This window comes from Promicromonospora iranensis (assembly GCF_028994775.1).
GTDB lineage: Bacteria > Actinomycetota > Actinomycetes > Actinomycetales > Cellulomonadaceae > Promicromonospora > Promicromonospora iranensis_A.
Genome location: NZ_JAJQMN010000002.1, coordinates 554553 through 573441, shown reverse-complemented (window position 1 = coordinate 573441; position 18889 = coordinate 554553). Strand labels below are relative to the sequence as shown.

Below are 18889 nucleotides of genomic sequence, written 5' to 3'. Positions count from 1 at the left end.
CCCTGCTCGGGCACCGTCACTCCTGCTTGGGTCCCACCCATACCTGCTGGGCGTTCACGAACTCGCGGATGCCGTGCGGCCCCAGCTCGCGCCCGTAGCCGGAGCGCTTGATCCCTCCGCTGGGGAGCCGGGGGTCGGACTTCACGATCCCGTTCACCGCCACCTGCCCGGCGAAGAGGTCGCGGGCCATCGCCTCTCCCCGCTCCGTGGTGGTCCAGAGGCTCGCGGCCAGACCGTAGGACGTGTTGTTGGCGAGTGCGAGCGCGCTCTCCGCGTCGTCGGCCACCATGACCGCCGCGACCGGGCCGAACGTCTCTTCCCGGCACGCGGGCATGTCCGGGGCGACGCCGGTCAGCAGGGTCACGGGGTAGAACCAGCCGTCGCCGTCGGGCAGCTCACCGCCGAGCACGCACGTGGCTCCCGCGGCGATGCTCTCGGTGACCTGGCGGTGGAGGTTGTCGCGCAGGTCCGACCGGGCGATCGGCCCGACCTGCGTGCCCTCGTCCCGTGGGTCTCCGACGACCAGGGCGCCCAGCCGCTCGGTGAGCAGCTCGACGAGCTCGTCGTGCACCGGCCGCTCGACGATGATCCGCTTGGCGGCGATGCACGACTGGCCGGCGTTGATGATGCGGGACAGCGCGATGACGTCCGCGGCCTGGGTCAGGTCGGCGTCGGCCAGGACGATGCAGGGGTCCGATCCGCCGAGCTCCAGCACGGTGGGCTTGATCTCGCTCGCCGCTATGGAGGCGACGGCCGCCCCGCCGCGCTCCGAGCCGGTGAACGACACCGCCTGGATCCGCGGGTCGCGGATCGCCTGCTCGACGTCGCGGTTCGCGGCCTGTACGGCCTGGAAGATGCCGGACGGGGCCCCGACGGCGTCGAAGACGCCGGCGATCGCCTCGGCGCAGCCGGGAACGTGCGGGTCGTGCTTCATGACGCAGGTGTTCCCCGCCATGAGGGCGGGCGCACAGAACCGGAACGCAAGCCAGAAGGGGGCGTTCCACGGCAGCACACCGAGGATCGGCCCGAGCGGCAGGTACTGCACATAGCTCGACATGGCGTCCGAGGCGATGACGTCGTCGGCCAGGTACGCGGCGGCGTGCTCGGCGTAGTGCTCCGCCGCCCAGGCCGCCTTGTTGACCTCGCCCCGCGACTCGGCCATGGGCTTGCCCATCTCCTCGGTCATGACCATGCCGAGCCGGTCCACGTTCTCCCGCATGTGCGCGGCCACCGCCCGGAGGACCTCGGCACGCTCGTCGAACGACGTGGTGCGCCAGCTCTCGAAGGCGGCCTGGGCCCGGTCGATGGTGGCGGTGATCTCCTCCGGTGTGGCGGCGGGGACGCGGCGCACGACGGCGCCGGTGGTGGGGTCGGTTGCGGTGAGGAAGCTCATGGTTCTCCTGTCGCTGCGGCGGCGGCCTGGGCGGCGGTCGGTTCTCCGGCGGCGTCGAGCTGGAGGTCGGCCACCGGCGTCAGGGTCGCGGCGTCGGCGGTGTGCACGACGAAGTCCTCGTCCAGGCTGAAGAACGACTCGCACCCGTCGTCGGTGACGCGGATCGTGTCGGAGATGCCGACGGTCTTGTCGCCGTCGACGCCCCACATCCACGGGATCACGTGGAAGGTCATGCCCGGTTCGAGCACGGAGAAGTCGCCGGGGTTCAGCGACAGGATGTAGCCCTCGTCCCACGACGGCGGGAAGGCGATGCCTATCGAGTACCCGGACCGGGTGACCAGCCGTGCGCCGACGTCGTTGTCCGAGATGATGCGCCGGACGATCGAGTCGGCGTCGGACACCGTCATGCCGGGGCCCATCAGGCTCTTCAGCTCCGCCAGCGCCGCCTTCATCCGCTCCTGCGCCCGGTACATCGACTCCGACAGCTCGCCGGTGACCGCCGTGCGCATCATCGCCGTGTGATAGCGGCGGTAGCAGCCGCCGATCTCGAGGAGCACGTGGTCGTTCGGCTGGATGACGCGCCCCTCCCACGTGGCGTGCCCGATCATCGACCGCGGCCCCGACGCCACGTACGGCATCACTGACGGGAACTCGCCGCCGGCCCGGAACATGGCCGACGAGATGGCGGCGGCGACGTCGTTCTCGGTGGCGCCGGGGACGGCGGCCGCGAGCCCCGCGGACATCCCTGCCTCGGTGGCGCGGGCGGCCCTGCGCATCACGTCGATCTCGACGTCCGACTTACGGAGCCGCCCGGCCTCGACGATGCCGAAGCAGTCCAGCAGCACACCGTGCTGGAACGACGTGTGGATGCGGTCCTGCTGGTAGGCGGGGAAGAAGTAGCTGTTGCGCTCGTAGCCCACCCGCTTGTTGCCGAGCCCGGACTGGTTCAGCGCCAGCACGAGCTCCTGGATGGCGTCACCGGTGTCGGGATACGGCCGCGTGTGCTCGACCCAGGTGCGCTCGACGACGTTCGACTCCTCCATGGCCCGGGTGATCATCAGGGGGTCGCCGTCGAGCGGGACGACCAGCGCCTGGAAGAACGAGTACCCGGTGGTCTGGTAGTCCGTCAGGTACATCAGGTTCTCCGGGTCGGTGATGACCACGGCGTCCAGCCGCCGGGCCGCCATCCGCTCGCGCAGGTCGTGCAGCCTGCGCTGGTACTCCTCCGGAGGGAAGGTCATGTCGTCCCGGGCCCGCATCACGCCACCCCCAGCGCCGTCGCCACTGCCTTGTCGAGGATGTCCAGACCCTGGGTCAGGTCGTCGTCAGGAATGGTCAGCGGCGGGATCAGCTTGATCACCTGCCCACCCGTGCCGCAGGGACCGATCAGCAGGCCCGCCTCGAAGGCCGCCTGCTGAACCCGCTTGGCGAAGGCACCGTCCCCGGTGTCCAGCGCCTGCATCATGCCCCTTCCCCGGACGGACCAGCCCTGGTCGGGGTGGGCGGAGGCGATCTGCTCCAGCCGGTCGCGCAGCACGGCACCCTTGGCCCGCACCTCGCCCATCAGCACGTCGTCGGTGAAGTAGTCGAGGGCGACCGTGCCGGCGACGAACGACAGGCCCTGGCCGCGGAAGGTACCGGTGTGCGCGCCGGGCGACCAGTGGTCGTCGACCGACGGCTTGTTCAGGTTCATCGCTATCGGGGTACCGAAGCCGCCGAGGCCCTTGGCCAGGTTGATGATGTCGGGCTCGAGGCCCATGCCGTCGAACGAGAAGTAGTCGCCGGTGCGGCCGCAGCCGGCCTGGATGTCGTCGATGATGAACAGCGCTCCGACCTCGCTGGCCAGGTCCTGGATCTGGTGCAGCCAGCCGGCCGTGGCGATGTTGACACCCCCCTCGGCCTGCAGCGCCTCGACCAGGAACGCGGCGGGCGGCGTCAGCCCGCTCGACGGGTCGAGCAGCGCGGCCCGGTACTCGGCGACCGCGGTGTCGCCGCCGGGGGCGGTCTCGAACGGCAGGCGCACGACATCGGTGAGCGGCACGCCGGCCCACTGCCGGAACGCCTCGTTCGCGGTGGCGGCCAGGGAGCCGAGCGTCATGCCGTGGAACCCGTGGCTGAACGCCACGATCTCGCGCCGCCCGGTGGACAGCCTGGCCAGCTTGAGCGCCGCCTCGACCGCGTTGGTGCCGGTCGGTCCCATGAACTGCATGCGGTAGTCCATGCCCCGCGGCCGGAGGATCACGTCCCGGAACTTCTCGATGAAGTCGCGCTTGGTGGTCGTGTAGGTGTCCAGGCTGTGGGCCACGCCGTCGGCCTGGAGGAAGGCGATCATCGCTTCCTTCATCCGCGGGTTGTTGTGACCGAAGTTCAGCACGCCGGCCCCGGCGAAGAAGTCGATGTAGGACGTGCCGTCCTCGGCGGTCTGCCGGGCGTTGGAGGCGGAGGCGAAGACGGTGGGATACGCACGGCAGTAGCCGCGGACGCTGGATTCGGACTGCTCGAACGGTGACATGTCCATGGCCGGCACCTCTTTCAGGTCGTTCAGATCGTCGTGATGGTCTCCTCGTGGCCGGCACGCTGCCGGGTGGTGAAAATGCGAAACTTCCCGCGTTCGAGATGCCGTCACCTCGAAGCAGGAAGCCAACACGTCCAGACTGAACCCTTGCCGGACGAGGGGCAACCCCTTGTTCTCGCGCTGGTTTTGCGTGCGTCCGGTCAGTACCGTCACGACCGGCGCCTTGCTTGTCCGCTTCCCCGTCCGCCGCCGCCTGGAGGAGTCATGACCACCACCCACGAGTCCGTCACCCCGCCGGACGGTGTCGTCGCCCCGCGATTCCGCCCTCCGGCCGGCGCGTCCGACGCAGCCACGCTGTCGCTCGACGGGGAGTGGCGGTTCCGGCTGTTCCCGCATCCCGACACCGGGGTGGACCGCGCCGAACGTGGCGACGACTGGGACCGGCTGACGGTGCCCGGCCACTGGCAGCTCGCCGAGGCCCCGCACGCCTGGCCCTACGGCGTGCCCGAGTACAACAACGTGCTCTACCCGTTCCCGGTCGACCCGCCGCACGTACCCGACGACAACCCGACGGGCGAGTACCGCACGACCTTCCGGCTGCCCGCCGACTGGCCGGAGGGCGGCCGTACCCTGCTGCGCTTCGAGGGGGTCGACTCCTGGTTCCAGGTGGCGCTCGACGGCGAGCCGCTCGCCACGTCGCACGGTTCGCGCCTGCCCACCGAGGTCGATCTCACCGGCCGGCTGACGCACGGCGAGCACCTCCTCGCCGTGCGGGTCACCAAGTGGTCGGCCATGTCCTACGTCGAGGACCAGGACCAGTGGTGGCTCTCCGGGATCTTCCGCAGCGTCACGCTGGAACACCGGCCGGACGGCGCGCTCGACGACGTCCGCGTGCACGCCGGCTACGACCACACGACCGGCGTCGGCACGCTGCGGGTGGACACCGCGACCGTGGTGGCGGCCGCCGACGCCGTGCCGGCGCGGGTGACCGTGCCCGAGCTCGGTCTCGAGGCCGCGGCCGGCGAGGAGCTGCGGGCTCCCGTCGAGCCGTGGAGCGCCGAGCGGCCGCGGCTCTACGACGTCGTCGTCTCGACGGACACCGAGACGGTGACCCTGTCCGTCGGCTTCCGCACCGTCTCCATCGAGGACGGGGTGTTCCTCGTCAACGGCCGGCCGGTCAAGCTCCGCGGCGTCAACCGGCACGAGTTCGACCCCCTGCGCGGCCGTGCCGTGACACCCGAGCGGATGCTCGAGGACGTGCTGCTCATGAAGCGGCACCACATCAACGCCGTCCGCACGAGCCACTACCCGCCGCACCCGCACTTCCTCGACCTGTGCGACCGGTACGGCCTCTACGTGATCGACGAGAACGACCTGGAGACGCACGGGTTCCAGCCCGGCGGCTGGGTGGGCAACCCCGTGGACGACCCGGCCTGGACCGAGGTGCTGGTCGACCGCGTGACCAGGACGGTGCGCCGCGACGCGCACCACGCGAGCATCATCATGTGGTCGCTGGGCAACGAGGCAGGCGGCGGGTGCAACATCCCGGCGATGGTCGACGCCGTCCGGGCCCTCGACCCGAGCCGACCCATCCACTACGAGGGCGACTTCTCGAGCGACCACGTGGACGTGTACTCCCGGATGTACGCCGGCAGCGAGGAGGTCGAGCTGATCGGACAGGGCATCGAACCGCCGCTGGAGCGCGCCGACGCCGACGCCCGCCGCCGGGCCATGCCGTTCATGCTGTGCGAGTACGCGCACGCCATGGGCAACGGCCCGGGCGGCCTCGCCGACTACGACGCCGCCTTCGACCGGTACCCGCGCCTGCTCGGCGGGTTCATCTGGGAGTGGATCGACCACGGACTGACCCGCGCCGATGCCGACGGGAACCTGTTCTCGGCGTACGGCGGCGACTTCGGCGAGCGGTTCCACGACGGGACCTTCATCGCCGACGGCCTGCTCCTGCCCGACCGCACGCCGTCACCCGGGCTGCTCGAGACGGCGGCCGTGTTCGCTCCGGTCCGCATCGACGCCCAGCCCGACGGCACGCTGCTCGTCCGCAACCGCTACGCCTTCCGCGACACCAATCATGCCGAGCTGTGCTGGACACTGCACCGCGGTGCGGAGGAGCTCGCCACGGGCGTCCTCGACCTGGTGCTGGAGGCGGGGACCGAGACGGTGGTGCGCCCGCCGTCCGACCTGGTGCTGCCGGAACCGGGCGACGCCCCCGTCTGGTGGACCCTGCGCGCCGTCCAGCAGAAGGCGGAGGCACTCGAGGAGGCGTGGCTCGAGCCCGGCTTCCAGCTCGGCGCGGGCCAGCTCCTCCTCGTCGAGCCCGCGGCGCTCGCGGCTCCCACCGGCCGGGTGTCCACGGAGGCTGACGGCGGGTTCCGAGCGGGCCCCGCGCGGTTCGACCGCCGGGGTGACCTCCGTACCCTCGCCGGGCGGACGGTGCACGGCTTCCGTGTCGACGCCTGGCGGGCGCCGACCGACAACGACCGCCGTCCGGCGAGGTGGCAGGGTTCGGCGGACGAGGAGAAGTGGAGCAGCGCGAGCCTGAACCTGCTCGCCGAGCGCAAGGACGGCGTCGCCGTCACCGCCGACGGGGCGCTCCAGGTGGACGCCCGGATCGCCGGCCCGGCGACCCGCGCCGGGTTCGCCGCCCACTACCGGTGGCAGCCCGTCACCGACGCGTCGGACGCCGTGGACCTGCTCGTCGACATCCGGCCCGAGGGCCGCTGGCCCGAGAGCGTGGCCCGCCTCGGGGTGCTGCTCGCGCTCGACGAGCCGGCGGCCGCAGAGACCGGCGTGCGCTGGACGGGCCTCGGGCCCGACGAGTCGTACGCGGACTCCAGGCAGGCGGCGCTCGGCGGCTCCTGGCAGCACACCGTCGCCGACTGGCAGACCCGGTACACCCACCCGCAGGAGAACGGTGCGCGCCGGGGCGTCACGAGCGCCGTCCTGTCCTTCACGGACGGCACCGGTCTGCGGATCGACGCCACGGACGTGACCATCGGCGCCCGGTCGCAGCTCGGGATCGAGCTGTCGCTCCGCCCGTGGTCGGACGAGGCGCTGGACCGTGCGGCCCACCCGCACGAGCTCGTGCCCGACGGCAGGCTGTGGCTGCACCTCGATGCGGCCCAGCACGGCGTCGGGAGCGCCGCCTGCGGGCCGGGCGTCCTGCCGAACGCACAGCTCCACGCCGCGCCCGTCCGGATGCGTCTGCGCTTCACCACCCTGTGAACACGTGCCCGCCCCGCACGACGGGGCGGGCATGATGTATACAAGAACGGCTATACAAGGCCGGTCGGACAAGGCCGGCACCCGAGGACGACGACGAGGAGTACGCCGTGAAGATGGGCTTCCGCTGGTACGGCGAGGGCAACGACACCGTGACCCTGGATCACGTGCGCCAGATCCCTGGCGTGGAGACCATCGTGTGGAGCCTGCACCACAAGCAGGCCGGTGAGGTCTGGGAACAGACCGAGATCGACGCCGAGGTCGCGCGTATCACCGGCCTGTCGGACGCGGCACGCGCCCAGGGCGTGACGCGGACGTTCGACGCCGAGGTGGTCGAGTCGGTCAACGTCCACGAGTCGATCAAGCTCGGGCGGACCGTCCTCGGGATGAGCCGGGACGAGGCCATCGCGAACTACATCACGACGATCGAGCGGCTCGGTCGCGCCGGCGTGAAGGTCGTCTGCTACAACTTCATGCCGGTCTTCGACTGGCTGCGCACCGACCTGTGGCACCCGCTGCCCGACGGCTCGACCGCGCTGTACTACGAGAAGGCCGTGGTCGACAAGATGTCGCCCGAGAGCCTCATCGCCGACATGGAGGCGAACACGCACGGGCTCACCCTGCCGGGGTGGGAGCCCGAGCGGCTGGCCAGCTTCCATGAGCTCAACGCGGCCTACGTGGGCGTCACCCACGACGACATGTACGCGAACTACAAGTACTTCCTCGAAGCGGTCATCCCCACCTGCGAGGAGTACGACGTCAAGCTGGGCGTGCACCCCGACGACCCGCCGTTCGACGTCTTCGGCTGGCCGCGCGTGGTCTCCAGCAAGGAGCGCATCGCGCGGGTGCTCGACCTGCACCCGAGCCCGTACCACGGCCTGACCCTGTGCCTGGGGAGCTTTTCCGCCAACCCGGAGCACGACGCGGTCGACGCCGTACGGACCTTCATGGACCGCATCCACTTCTCGCACGTGCGCAACATCAAGCACTTCGACAACGGCGACTTCACCGAGGTGGCCCACCGTGCCGCCGAGGGCAGCGTGGACACGACCGGGATCATGAAGGCGTACGCCGAGGCCGGCTACCAGGGCTACATCCGGCCCGATCACGGCCGCCACCTGTGGGACGAGAACACCACGAACAAGCCGCGTCCCGGATACGGGCTCTACGACCGGGCCCTCGGCATCCAGTACCTCCTCGGCGCATGGGACGCGTTCCGCTACCAGCAGGGCTGAGCCGGGTTGCCGGCCCGACAGGGCCGGCAACCTCGCAGGAACGGGGGTCCGGCGCGCTCCCGAATAACGTGGCGGGCTGCGCGGGACGGGTCCACGATGTTGACATGGAGCCCAGAGGACGCGGCGAAGAGGCCGAGACCCCTCGCTGGACGCGGTCGACGGTCTATCCCGACATGTGGATCGACCCGGACGACGATCCGCGAGAGACCGACGACCCAGCAGACGACGAGCGCGACATCCTGCTGGGCTATCTCCGCTACTACCGGCTCACCCTGGAGCTGAAGTGCGCCGATCTCGATGCGGAGCAGCTCGCCAGGCGGTCGGCCCCGCCGTCCACGATGTCTCTGCTCGGGCTGGTGCGGCACCTGGCCGACGAGGAGCGGCACCTGTGCCGCGTGATGGGCGGTGAGGACGCCCCCTATCTGTACCGCACCGAGACGGACCGGGACGGCGCCTGGAACGGTGCAGTGGCCGACCCGGCCGTCGTCGACGACGCCTGGCAGCAGTGGCGTGCCGCGGTAGCGGCCACCGACCGGTTCCTCGACGGCGTCCCCGACCTCGGCATGCGGAACGCCGGTGCGTCGGACTTCGGCCCGGACGGCGCCGACCTGCAGCTTCGCGATGCCCTCGTGGGGCAGATCGCGGAGTATGCCAGGCACTGCGGGCACGCCGACCTCTTGCGCGAGCGGATCGACGGCCGCGTGGGCCAGTGATGGCCCGGCTGCCGCCGACACGTGCGCGAGGGCAGTAACATCTGACGCCGTGTCTCCCACCTTCGTGCTGATCCACGGCGCCTTCGCCAACTCGTTCTCGTTCGCGCCGCTCCAGGCGGAGCTCGCCCTGCTCGGCCACCGCTCCGCCGCCGTCGACCTGCCGGGCCACGGCTTCGAGGCGACCTACCCCGCCGCGTACCAGGCCCCGCAGGACGCCGCGGCCCTCGCGACGGAGCCCGGCGGCATCAAGGGCGTCATGCTCGCGGACAACGTCGCGCGTGTCATCGAGGTCCTCGAGCGGGCGAAGGAGCACGGGCCGGTGATCCTCGTGGCGCACAGCCGGGGCGGCGCCACGGTGACCGCCGTCGGCAACGCCCGCCCCGACCTGATCGACCGGATCGTGTACGTCTCCGCGTGGGCCCCGGTGGACCTCGACGTGGGTGACTACTACGCGGAACCCGAGATGGCGTCGGTGGACGCCGGAGCGCTCGCGGGCGCGCTGGCGGCCGACCCGGCCGCCGTCGGCCTGCTGCGATGCAACTTCCGCACCGCCGACCCAGCCGTGCTCGCGGGCCTCAAGGAGGCGTTCCTCGCGGAAGGCACGGACGACGAGTTCCGCACCTTCCTCAACACCTTCCAGCCCGACGAGAACCTGGACGTGGGTACGTCGGCCGACCGGGCCCAGGCAGCGACCTGGGGCACGATCCCCAAGACCTACGTGCGGCTCAGTGCGGACACCAGCATCCCGCTCGCGATGCAGGACCGGCTGATCCGGGAGGGTGACGCGCTCACGCCGGACAACCCGTACGACGTGCACACCCTCGAGTCCAGCCACCTGCTCTGGCTGGTGCGGCCGCGTCCGGCGGCCGAGCTGCTGGCCGGCCTCGCCGGTTAGCGGGCCGCCCAGGCCTCAGGAGTCCGTGGCGCCCGGGGTTTGTTGCGGCCTGGTACCAGCGGGCGGTGTGAGGTCGACGTCCGTCCACACCTCGGTCATGTCGACGACGAGGCCGTCGCGCAGGGTGAGGAACGTCGCCACCTCGAAGTGCTGCAGCTCGCCGTCGGCAAGGCCCGTGACATGGGCTCGGCCGGCGGCGCGCTCACGGTCGGCGACGCAGTCGAGCAGCCGGAAGTCCTGGAACCCGGGATAGTCCGCGTTGATCCGCACCCAGGAATCCCGGTCGAAGGTCTCGCCGGTGTGCACGTAGCGGCACGAGAACTCGGGATGGAGCAGCGCCGGGAGGTCGTCCCACCGATGCCCGTCGATGACCTCTGCGAGCCGTTCCATCATCTCTTGTGCCGTCATCTGCGCAGGATGCCAGACGTCCTCACCCACGAGCCTCTTTCCTGGGCCGGCGCCGCGTGTGCTGCCATGCTTCGTCCATGTCCAGCAGCGACCCGTCCCGGCTCGGCGGGGGCACCGTGTCCGGCGTCGCGCTCGCGCCGGACGGGGCTGTCCTGCTGGCCGGTGCCGTCCTCCCGCCCTACGCCAGATGGCAGCAGCGGGTGGTCGCGGCGATCCTCGACAACGCGATCCTGGCGGGAGTGACCTGGCTGACGCTCGGTGCGGGGTCCCCCCATCCCACCCTCACGCCCGGCTATGGCTCCGTCGGCGACGCGGCCTGGCCGAACAACCCGCTGATCCTCGTGCCGATCGGCGCCCTCGTGGTCCTGCTGGTCCTGCAGGCGCTGACCGGCTGGACCCCCGGCAAGCTGGTGGTCGGCATCCGGGTCGTCCGCGAGCGGTCCTCCGGACCGGCCGGCTGGTGGACGACGCTGGTGCGCTGGGCGCTGCACCTGCTCGACGCCGTACTGCTCATCGGTTACCTGCGGCCGTTGTGGCACGCGAAGCGGCAGACGTTCGCGGACACGATCGCGCACACCGTGGTGGTGCAGGACCTGCCCGACCTCTCTCGCCGACCGAGGATCGCGGTGAACTCCGCGGCGCTGGTCGCGGTGGTCCTGGGGCTCGCCTACGGGTGCGTGCCGATCAGCAGCAGTCGTTCGGAGCCCATGACCGGCCTCGGCGGGTGCGGCGTCGATGGGGTCGGGCCGGCGCTGACCTCCGGGGACATCGCGCTCGGTGGCTCCGTGTCCACGGAACAGGACCGTCGGCTGTGGACAGTCCACGAGGCCCGGACAGCGAGCGTGACCGCGGTGATCTCCTGGACGAGCGAGCCGTCGGCACGGGAGGTCGACTACCGCATCAACGTCTCCGTCCGGTCGCCGTCCGCGCACGAGGCAGCGCCGGTCTCCCGGTCCTGGGACATCGGTACCGGGCAGGGCGACGACCGGTCCGCCGACGGCGGTTTCACGCACACGCGCACCGTCTCGCCGGACGGCGACGTCCACGTCGCGGACGTCGAGATAGCCGACCCGGAGGCCATGGCGGCCCTCGGTACCGACCTCCTCGTCGACGTGCGGCTGATCGCCGACGGCGAGGTCGTCGCGGAGTGTGGCGGTTCGGCCGCCGGCTGAGCCGGCGAGGAGGTACCTACCGGCGCGTGCCGCGTGCGGATTACTCTGAAATGCGCCAGTGTGTACTGCCCCGCACTCGGCGTGGCCTGACGGAGGTGCAAGCGTGTCCAAGAACTCGTCTGCTGATGCCGCGGCCCGCCGCGCACAGAACAGTGGACCCGTGCGGGTCCTGGCTCGAGGCGGTTACGTGGCCTCTGGCGTTCTGCACCTCCTGGTCGCTTGGCTGGCGATCCAGCTTGCGCTGGGCCAGCCCGCCGGCCAGGCGGACGAGTCCGGAGCCTTTCGGGCGATCGCACAGATGCCTGGCGGCGATGTGCTGCTCTGGGCAGTCGCGGTGGGATTTGCCGCGCTCGCGCTGTGGCAGCTCGCGACGGCCTTCCTGGGTGTGCCGAACGCGGAGCACCAGGCCGGCGCGCGGGCCAAGAGCGTGGCGAAGGCCGTGCTGTACGGCGTGCTGGCGGTCAGCGGCGTCCGGTACGCGCAGGGCACCGCTGGTGGTGGCAGCAGCGAGGAGGGCATGACGGCCGGTGTCTTCACCGTTCCGGGCGGCCGCTGGCTCGTCGGTGCCGCAGGCGCCGTGATCATCGCCGTCGGGGTCTACCACGTGGTCAAGGGGGTACGGAAGAGGTTCATGCGCGACCTCACCGGGACCGGTGGGGGCGCCGTCGGACCGGTGGTGGTGCGGCTCGGGCAGGCCGGATACGTCGCCAAGGGCATTGCGCTCGGGGTCGTCGGCGGACTCCTCGTGGCCGCCGCGGTGAGTGCGGACGCGTCACAGGCGGGTGGGCTCGACGAGGCCCTGCACACGATCCGGGACCAGCCGTTCGGCACCGTCCTGCTCCTGGTGACCGGGCTGGGAATCGCCGCGTTCGGCCTGTACTCCTTCGCGCGCGCCCGGTTCGCGCGGCTCTGACCGGCAGCTGACCGGCCCGTGACCGGGCCGCTGAACCGGCTGCCCCGCGACAGCAACTGCGCGTCGTACGGTTCGTTCAGGCACGCCGCCGGAACGGCGCGAGCTCGCCCCGCACGGGCCGGAGCGTCCACAGGCCGTATGCGGCGAGGACGGGCTTGAGGACTGACCACTCGCCGAACGTGTGGTCAGCCGCGCGGGTCAGCCTGGCGGCCAGGTCCGGCCGCTGTCGGCGGACGTACACCCGCGCCTTGAGGGCGTGGGCAGGCAGGGACGCGATCTTGACCCGGTCGACGTCGTCGATCATGGGCAGGACGTGGGCGATGTTCTCCCACGTCGTGCGGCTCTCCTCCTCGAGCAGGTAAGGGCCCCGGTAGCCACGCTTCCTCGCGTAGTCGGCCAGGATGCGGGCTTCGGAGCGGGACGACGTCGTGACGCCGCCGCTGAAGACCAGCCGCGTGTCGGCGTCCGGATCGATGGATCGAAGGGCCGTACGAACGCGCATCCGGTTGACGAGGTTGGCCTCGGGCTGAGGGTTCTTGAAACCGAGGACCACTATCGCCTCGGACCGGCCGGCTGAGGCACCGACCAGAGCTCGCGACCATCGCCAGCTCTGCCACTCGCCCCAGCCCAGGATCGCGGCCAGCCCTGCGATGGTGAGAATCGTTCCTCGGCGCATCCGCCCGATGCTAGACCGTCTCGGAGCGCTTCTGCCGGGCGAATCGTGCAGGCAGGTCGGGCCCGTCCCACACCTGGATCGCGCGCCAGATCGACGCGGCGATCGGCACGGCGAGGACGGCGCCGGTGATACCGACGAGCACCGTCCCCGCGGTCAGCGCGAACAGGATGACGAGCGGATGCAGGCGCAGGGTCCGGCCCATGACGATCGGCTGGAGGAAGTCGCCCTCGAGCTGGTTCACGCCGATGACGATCGCGACCACGATGAGCGCCTCGACCGGCCCGACGGCGACGAGCGTCACCAGGGCCGCGAGGATCCCGGCGAGGGTGGCGCCGACCAGCGGGATGAAGGCCAGGAGGAAGACGAGCACGGACAGCGGGATCACGAGCGGCACGCCGATGATCGCGAGGCCGATACCGATGCCTACCGCGTCGACGAGAGCCACGATCGCCGTCCCACGCACGTAGCCGCCGAGCGTGCCGATGGTCGCGGCGCCGACGCGCCGTCCCCGCTCGTACCGGTGCCCCTCGAACGGCCGCAGCAGGAACTCCCACATCGCCGGGCCGTCCTTCAGGAAGAAGAACAGCACGACGATCATGATGAAGAACCCCGCGACGAAGTCGGCGGTCTGGGAGACACCCGCGATGGCACCGGAGCCGACGGTGTCCGACTGCAGGAGGCCCATGGCGGACTCGCGCACCGACGCGATCTGTTCGTCGGTGATCTCGAAGGGCAGATCCTGGACATAGCTCTGCAGGGAGTCGAAACCGTCGAGCGCCTGGGCCTGCAGCTCGTCCCATTGGTCCACGACGGCCAGCACGACGAGCCATACGATCGCCGACAACAGCGCGATGAGGGTCAGGAGCGCGATCCACGTCGCAAGGAGCGACGGCAGGCCGCGGCGTCGCAGGAACGAGACCAGCGGGTAGATCGCCGCCGCGAGCACGAGTGCGATGAGGACCGGGATCACGACGAGGGTCAGCCGCGTGCCCACGAACCCGAAGACGGCGATGACCGCGACGACCGCGAGGATCTGCAGCGACCGGGTGGCCACACGGCCGAAGCCGTCCGACCACAGCCGGGAGGCCTTGCTGTCGCCGGGCTCCTTGCGCTCGGCCGGTGGCAACGTCTCGACGCCTGGGCGAGCGGGGGTCGGTGTGCGGCGTCCGAAGAGTCCCATCGCCTGTCCTCCTTGTGCTCCGATCCGGCGTGCACCGGATGTGCCGACGCTATTGCGGTCGGGACCAGGTCGCGCGGCGACTCGCCTCGTCGCCCCGTACGGATGACCTCGCGCTACGCTCCGACGATGATCGAGTTCGAAGGCAACGGAGGACTCTTTGCCGCCCTCGGCCTCGCGACGCTCGCCGCCGCGCTGCTGCCACGGGTCCTCGGTCGCGCGCCCGTCTCGATGCCGATGGTGTTCCTCGTCGCGGGCTTCGCGGGCTTCTCCTTGCTACCGGCTCTGCCCGACCCCGATCCGCTCAAGTACGGCGCCGTCGCCGAACACCTGACGGAGATCTGCGTGATCGTCTCCCTGATGGGTGCGGGCCTGGCGCTCAACCGGCCGCTCGGCTGGCGCTCGTGGTCGACGACGTGGCGCCTCCTCGCGATCGCGATGCCACTGTCCATGCTCGCCGTCGGACTCATCGGCTGGGCCGCGCTCGGCCTCGGTGCCGCGAGCGCGCTCCTGCTGGCCGCCGCTCTTGCCCCGACCGACCCCGTGCTCGCGACCGAGGTCCAGGTGAGCGAGCCGGTCACGGAAGCAGAAGCAGCGGACGACGAGGTCAGGTTCGGGCTGACGTCCGAGGCCGGCCTGAACGACGGGCTGGCCTTTCCGTTCACGTACCTCGCCATCGCCGTGAGTGCGGCGGCCGCGGTGGGCGCCGGTCCGGGCGACTGGTTCCTGGAGTGGCTGGCGGTCGACGTCGCGTGGCGCCTGAGCGTCGGCTTCCTCGCCGGGATCGCGGTGGGCTGGCTGCTCGGACGCGTCTTCTTCTCGCAGATCGGTGACCGCCTCGGTCTGACCGAGAAGACCGAAGGCTTCGTGGCACTCGCCGCGACGTCCCTCGCCTATGGTGTCGCCGAGCTCGCCGAGGGCTACGGGTTCGTCGCGGTGTTCGTGTGCGCGTGCACCGTGCGGAGGGTCGAGCGGAAGCACAGCTACCACTCGGTGCTGCACACGTTCGTCGAGCAGATCGAGCGCCTGCTGACCGTGGCCGTCGTCGTCCTGCTGGGCGGCGCCGTGGCGCGCGGCCTGTTCGACGAGGTGCGGTGGCTCGACGTCGTGCTGGCGCTCGGCTTCCTGCTCGTGATCCGGCCCGCCGCCGGTTGGCTCGCGCTCACGCCGGGAAAGACAGGTTCCAGGGACCGCGCGGTCATCGCGTTCTTCGGGGTGCGTGGCGTCGGCACCCTGTACTACGTGGCCTATGCCCTCGGCCACGCCACGTTTCCCGGGGAGGCGCGGATCTGGGGAATCGCGGGCCTGGTGGTCGTGGGTTCCATCGTGATCCACGGCATCGGCGCGACACCCGTCATGGCCGCGCTCGACCGGCGGCGAGCACGGGCCGCGGACGAGAAGGACGAGACCACGATCGCGGAGACGCCCGTCTGACCGACGGCTCGCACGGCGGCCGTCACACCTGCATGTCGACGAACCGCTGGTAGTGGCCCTGGAACGCCACGGTGATGACGTCGGTGGGGCCGTTACGGTGCTTGGCCACGATCAGGTCCGCCTCACCGGCACGCGGTGACTCCTTCTCGTAGGCGTCCTCGCGGTGCAGCAGGATCACGACGTCGGCGTCCTGCTCGATGGAGCCCGACTCACGGAGGTCCGACATCTGCGGCTTCTTGTCGCTGCGCTGTTCCGCGCCACGGTTCAGCTGCGAGATCGCGATCACGGGCACCTCGAGCTCCTTCGCGAGCAGCTTGAGCGAACGCGAGAACTCGGAGACCTCCTGCTGTCGCGACTCGACGCGCTTGCCGGACGACATCAGCTGAAGGTAGTCGATGACCACGAGCTTGAGGTCGTGCTTCTGCTTGAGGCGGCGGCACTTGGCACGGATCTCCATCAGCGACATGTTCGGCGAGTCGTCGATGAACAGCGGGGCGTCGGACACCTTGCCCATGGTGGCGGCGAGCTTCTGCCAGTCACCGTCGTCCATGTTGCCGCTACGCATCTTGGTCAGCGGCACACGTGCCTCGGCGGCGAGCATTCGCATGACGATCTCGTTGCGGCTCATCTCCAGCGAGAAGATGACGGATGCCATGTCGTGGTGGATCGCCGCATGAGAAGCGACATTAATACCCAAAACGGACTTCCCGACTGCAGGTCGGGCTGCCACGACGATCATCTGACCACCGTGCAGGCCGTTCGTCAGGCGGTCGAAGTCCGAGTACCCCGTCGGTACCCCGGTGAGCCCTTCACCACGGCCCTGCGCGGCGTCGATCTCGTCGAACGTCGGCCCGATGATGTCGGCCAGCGGCAGGTAGTCCTCCGACGCCCGGCGCTCGGTCACCGCGTAGACCTCGGCCTGCGCGTTGTTGACGACGTCGTCCACCTCGCCGCCGTCGGTGGCGTAACCCATCTGCACGATGCGGGTGCCCGCCTCCACGAGGCGGCGCATGATGGCGCGCTCGCGCACGATCCGGGCGTAGTAGCCGGCGTTCGCTGCCGTCGGCACGCCCGCCATGAGGTCGTGCAGGTACGGTGCGCCGCCGACTCGCGCGTGCTCACCGCGGCGCTGCAGCTCGGCGAGCACCGTGATGGCGTCGGCCGGCTCGCCTCGACCGTAGAGGTCGATGATCGCGTCGTAGATGGCCTCGTGCGCCGGCCGGTAGAAGTCGTTGCCGCGGATCTGCTCGATCACGTCGGCGATCGCGTCCTTCGACAGAAGCATGCCGCCCAGCACGCTCATCTCCGCGGCGACGTCCTGCGGCGGGGTGCGATCGAGGCCCGGCCGTCCCGAATAGCTCGACTCGAGCTCCTCGATCGACATCCGCACCTCCTGCTTTCCACGTCTCATGACGCCTCGGCGCACGCTGCGCATGCGCTCCACCGACGTCCTACATCTGTTCTACTCTCCACCACCCACACGCCACGGGACTTCAGGCCCGACACGCCTTTGTGTCGTGTGCGACAGCCCCGTGAGTGCCTGGCCGGCCGGTGAGTCCCGCTGACGCTAAGCCCCTGGGGACCCGAACGCAACGAGACCTGTGGACGAGCCTGTGTACAGCCATGTGGAAAGGTGGTCCAGGCTGTGCATAGCGGGTGGACAACCCTGTCCCCAGCTGTGGATAACCCCTGTGTAAAACATCACCATGCCGTCTGACCTGCATGGACGTAACCCCCAGCCTGTGGAGGAAAGAAAGTTGGGCGAGCCGCGCCACACCCCGGGTCTTCGACGGTCCATCGACCGGGAGATCCTCGCCCTGGCGGTACCCGCCCTCGGGGCGCTCGTCGCCGAACCGGTCTTCGTGCTTGTGGACAGCGCGGTGGTGGGGCACCTCGGGACCGCCCAGCTCGCCGGCCTGTCGCTCGCGAGCAACGTGCTGCTCACCCTTGTCGGCCTGTGCATCTTCCTCGCGTACACGACCACGGCATCGGTCGCCCGGCTGACCGGCGCGGGCAAGGAGCGGGAGGCGCTGCAGTCGGGTATCGACGGGATCTGGCTCGCACTCGGGATCGGCGCCGTCCTTGTCGCGGTGCTGCTGCTCGCCGCCCCGCTGACCGTGGCCGCCCTGGGCGCACAGGGCGAGGTCGCGGAGCACGCAGTGACGTATCTGCGGTGGTCGGCGCCCGGCCTCGCCGGCATGCTCGTGGTCCAGGCCGCGACCGGCGTCCTCCGCGGTCTGCGCGACACGCGCACCCCGCTGGTCGTCGCGGCCTCCGGTGCGCTGCTCAACACCGGCCTGAACTTCGCGCTCGTCTACGGGGCGGGCATGGGGATCGCCGGCTCCGGCCTCGGGACGGCCATCACCCAGATCCTCATGGCGGTCGTGCTCGGGGTGATCGTGGTGCGCGGTGCGCGGGCTCGCGGTGCGAGCCTGCGCCCGCACCGGGCGGGCATCCTCTCGGGTGCCCGGGCGGGCCTGCCCCTGGTGATCCGGACCCTCAGCCTGCGTGCCGCGATCCTGCTCACCGTGGTCGTCGCCACGGACCTCGGCGCCGTCGCGCTCGCCGGGCACCAGGTCGTGAGCTCCCTGTGGGGCCTCGCCGCGTTCGCGCTCGACGCCCTCGCCATCGCCGCGCAGGCGCTGGTGGGACACGGCCTGGGAGCGGGCGACGTCGGGCACGTGCGCCAGGTGCTGCGCCGCTGCCTGCAGTGGGGCGTCGGGGCGGGGGCCGTGATCGGCCTGGTCCTGGCCGCGGCCGGCTGGTGGATCGCGCCCCTCTTCTCACCCGACCCGGACGTGCGTGTCGCCATCGCCCTCGGCATCGCGGTGTGCGGCGTGCTCATGCCGATGGCGGGCTGGGTGTTCGTGCTCGACGGCGTCCTCATCGGGGCGGGCGACGGACGCTATCTCGCCTGGGCCGGCATGGCGACGCTCGTGGCCTACCTCCCGTTCGCCCTCGCCGTCTCCGCCTGGGCGCCCGACGGGGCGCGGGGCCTCGCCTGGCTCTGGCTCGCGTTCGCCGGCGTGTTCATGGCCGCGCGCGCGATCACGACCGGATGGCGTGCGCGGGGCGACCGCTGGCTGGTGACCGGCGCGTGACGCCGTTCCCCTCGGCA

15 protein-coding genes and 1 pseudogene are annotated in these 18889 nt (G+C 70.8%); 9 read left to right on the top strand and 7 right to left on the bottom strand.

Annotated features, from left to right (window positions below):
- Positions 1-16: 16 nt before the first annotated feature.
- Genes LUU90_RS05300 through LUU90_RS05290 form a run of 3 tightly spaced genes read right to left on the bottom strand, consistent with a single transcriptional unit; the run spans position 17 to position 3911 of the window.
- Positions 17-1393, bottom strand: a complete 1377-nt coding sequence (locus LUU90_RS05300) for an NAD-dependent succinate-semialdehyde dehydrogenase (RefSeq protein ID WP_275002250.1) — start codon at positions 1391-1393, stop codon at positions 17-19.
- Positions 1390-2652, bottom strand: coding sequence for an ectoine hydrolase (doeA, locus tag LUU90_RS05295; RefSeq protein ID WP_275002248.1), 1263 nt, complete (start codon positions 2650-2652; stop codon positions 1390-1392). Before doeA ends, LUU90_RS05300 begins: the two co-directional genes overlap by 4 nt.
- Positions 2652-3911, bottom strand: a complete 1260-nt coding sequence (locus tag LUU90_RS05290; RefSeq protein WP_275002247.1) for an aspartate aminotransferase family protein — start codon at positions 3909-3911, stop codon at positions 2652-2654. Before LUU90_RS05290 ends, doeA begins: the two co-directional genes overlap by 1 nt.
- A gap of 36 nt (positions 3912-3947) precedes the next feature.
- Here LUU90_RS05290 and LUU90_RS26455 point away from each other — a divergent pair.
- From LUU90_RS26455 to LUU90_RS05270, 5 genes and pseudogenes are all read left to right on the top strand, one after another.
- Positions 3948-5873 (top strand): annotated as a pseudogene (locus LUU90_RS26455) (glycoside hydrolase family 2 TIM barrel-domain containing protein); the annotation flags it as partial.
- A 60-nt stretch (positions 5874-5933) separates the two neighbouring features.
- On the top strand, positions 5934-7151 hold the full coding sequence (locus tag LUU90_RS26450; RefSeq protein ID WP_425596194.1) for a beta-galactosidase domain 4-containing protein: 1218 nt from the start codon (positions 5934-5936) through the stop codon (positions 7149-7151).
- Between the two features lie 113 nt (positions 7152-7264).
- Complete coding sequence (gene uxuA, locus LUU90_RS05280; RefSeq protein ID WP_275002307.1) at positions 7265-8383, top strand: mannonate dehydratase; 1119 nt, start codon at positions 7265-7267, stop codon at positions 8381-8383.
- 104 nt (positions 8384-8487) lie between these two features.
- Entirely contained in the window at positions 8488-9096 is a 609-nt protein-coding gene (locus LUU90_RS05275) for a DinB family protein (RefSeq protein WP_275002245.1), read from the top strand.
- A gap of 49 nt (positions 9097-9145) precedes the next feature.
- Positions 9146-9991 carry an alpha/beta fold hydrolase gene (locus tag LUU90_RS05270; protein WP_275002244.1) on the top strand — a complete coding sequence of 282 codons (846 nt, stop codon included), beginning with the start codon at positions 9146-9148 and terminating at the stop codon, positions 9989-9991.
- Between the two features lie 15 nt (positions 9992-10006).
- Here LUU90_RS05270 and LUU90_RS05265 read toward each other — a convergent pair whose 3' ends face one another.
- On the bottom strand, positions 10007-10399 hold the full coding sequence (locus LUU90_RS05265) for a nuclear transport factor 2 family protein (RefSeq protein WP_275002243.1): 393 nt from the start codon (positions 10397-10399) through the stop codon (positions 10007-10009).
- A gap of 77 nt (positions 10400-10476) precedes the next feature.
- Between LUU90_RS05265 and LUU90_RS05260 the strand changes: the two genes are divergently transcribed.
- Positions 10477-11571 carry an RDD family protein gene (locus tag LUU90_RS05260; RefSeq protein ID WP_275002242.1) on the top strand — a complete coding sequence of 365 codons (1095 nt, stop codon included), beginning with the start codon at positions 10477-10479 and terminating at the stop codon, positions 11569-11571.
- Between the two features lie 187 nt (positions 11572-11758).
- The gene (locus LUU90_RS05255) at positions 11759-12484 is read left to right on the top strand and encodes a DUF1206 domain-containing protein (RefSeq protein ID WP_275002241.1); all 726 of its coding nucleotides are present in this window, start codon (positions 11759-11761) and stop codon (positions 12482-12484) included.
- A 76-nt stretch (positions 12485-12560) separates the two neighbouring features.
- Here the strand turns inward: LUU90_RS05255 and LUU90_RS05250 are convergent, their stop codons facing one another.
- On the bottom strand, positions 12561-13160 hold the full coding sequence (locus LUU90_RS05250) for a YdcF family protein (protein ID WP_275002239.1): 600 nt from the start codon (positions 13158-13160) through the stop codon (positions 12561-12563).
- A 10-nt stretch (positions 13161-13170) separates the two neighbouring features.
- Entirely contained in the window at positions 13171-14340 is a 1170-nt protein-coding gene (locus tag LUU90_RS05245; protein WP_275002238.1) for an AI-2E family transporter, read from the bottom strand.
- A gap of 126 nt (positions 14341-14466) precedes the next feature.
- Between LUU90_RS05245 and LUU90_RS05240 the strand changes: the two genes are divergently transcribed.
- Positions 14467-15771 (top strand): cation:proton antiporter, encoded by a 1305-nt coding sequence (locus LUU90_RS05240; protein ID WP_275002237.1) that lies wholly within the window; start codon positions 14467-14469, stop codon positions 15769-15771.
- Between the two features lie 22 nt (positions 15772-15793).
- Here LUU90_RS05240 and dnaB read toward each other — a convergent pair whose 3' ends face one another.
- Positions 15794-17155, bottom strand: a complete 1362-nt coding sequence (gene dnaB / locus LUU90_RS05235) for a replicative DNA helicase (RefSeq protein ID WP_275002305.1) — start codon at positions 17153-17155, stop codon at positions 15794-15796.
- Positions 17156-17528: 373 nt separating this feature from the next.
- Here dnaB and LUU90_RS05230 point away from each other — a divergent pair, with 373 nt between their 5' ends.
- Positions 17529-18872, top strand: coding sequence for an MATE family efflux transporter (locus tag LUU90_RS05230; RefSeq protein ID WP_275002236.1), 1344 nt, complete (start codon positions 17529-17531; stop codon positions 18870-18872).
- The last annotated feature ends 17 nt before the right edge of the window (positions 18873-18889 follow it).

Coding starts and splice junctions, on each gene's coding strand:
- LUU90_RS05300 (WP_275002250.1), bottom strand. CDS start 1,393: ATGAGCTTCCTCACCGCAACCGACCCCACCACCGGCGCCGTCGTGCGC.
- doeA (WP_275002248.1), bottom strand. CDS start 2,652: ATGCGGGCCCGGGACGACATGACCTTCCCTCCGGAGGAGTACCAGCGC.
- LUU90_RS05290 (WP_275002247.1), bottom strand. CDS start 3,911: ATGGACATGTCACCGTTCGAGCAGTCCGAATCCAGCGTCCGCGGCTAC.
- uxuA (WP_275002307.1), top strand. CDS start 7,265: ATGGGCTTCCGCTGGTACGGCGAGGGCAACGACACCGTGACCCTGGAT.
- LUU90_RS05275 (WP_275002245.1), top strand. CDS start 8,488: ATGGAGCCCAGAGGACGCGGCGAAGAGGCCGAGACCCCTCGCTGGACG.
- LUU90_RS05265 (WP_275002243.1), bottom strand. CDS start 10,399: ATGACGGCACAAGAGATGATGGAACGGCTCGCAGAGGTCATCGACGGG.
- LUU90_RS05260 (WP_275002242.1), top strand. CDS start 10,477: ATGTCCAGCAGCGACCCGTCCCGGCTCGGCGGGGGCACCGTGTCCGGC.
- LUU90_RS05250 (WP_275002239.1), bottom strand. CDS start 13,160: ATGCGCCGAGGAACGATTCTCACCATCGCAGGGCTGGCCGCGATCCTG.
- LUU90_RS05245 (WP_275002238.1), bottom strand. CDS start 14,340: ATGGGACTCTTCGGACGCCGCACACCGACCCCCGCTCGCCCAGGCGTC.
- LUU90_RS05240 (WP_275002237.1), top strand. CDS start 14,467: ATGATCGAGTTCGAAGGCAACGGAGGACTCTTTGCCGCCCTCGGCCTC.
- dnaB (WP_275002305.1), bottom strand. CDS start 17,155: ATGTCGATCGAGGAGCTCGAGTCGAGCTATTCGGGACGGCCGGGCCTC.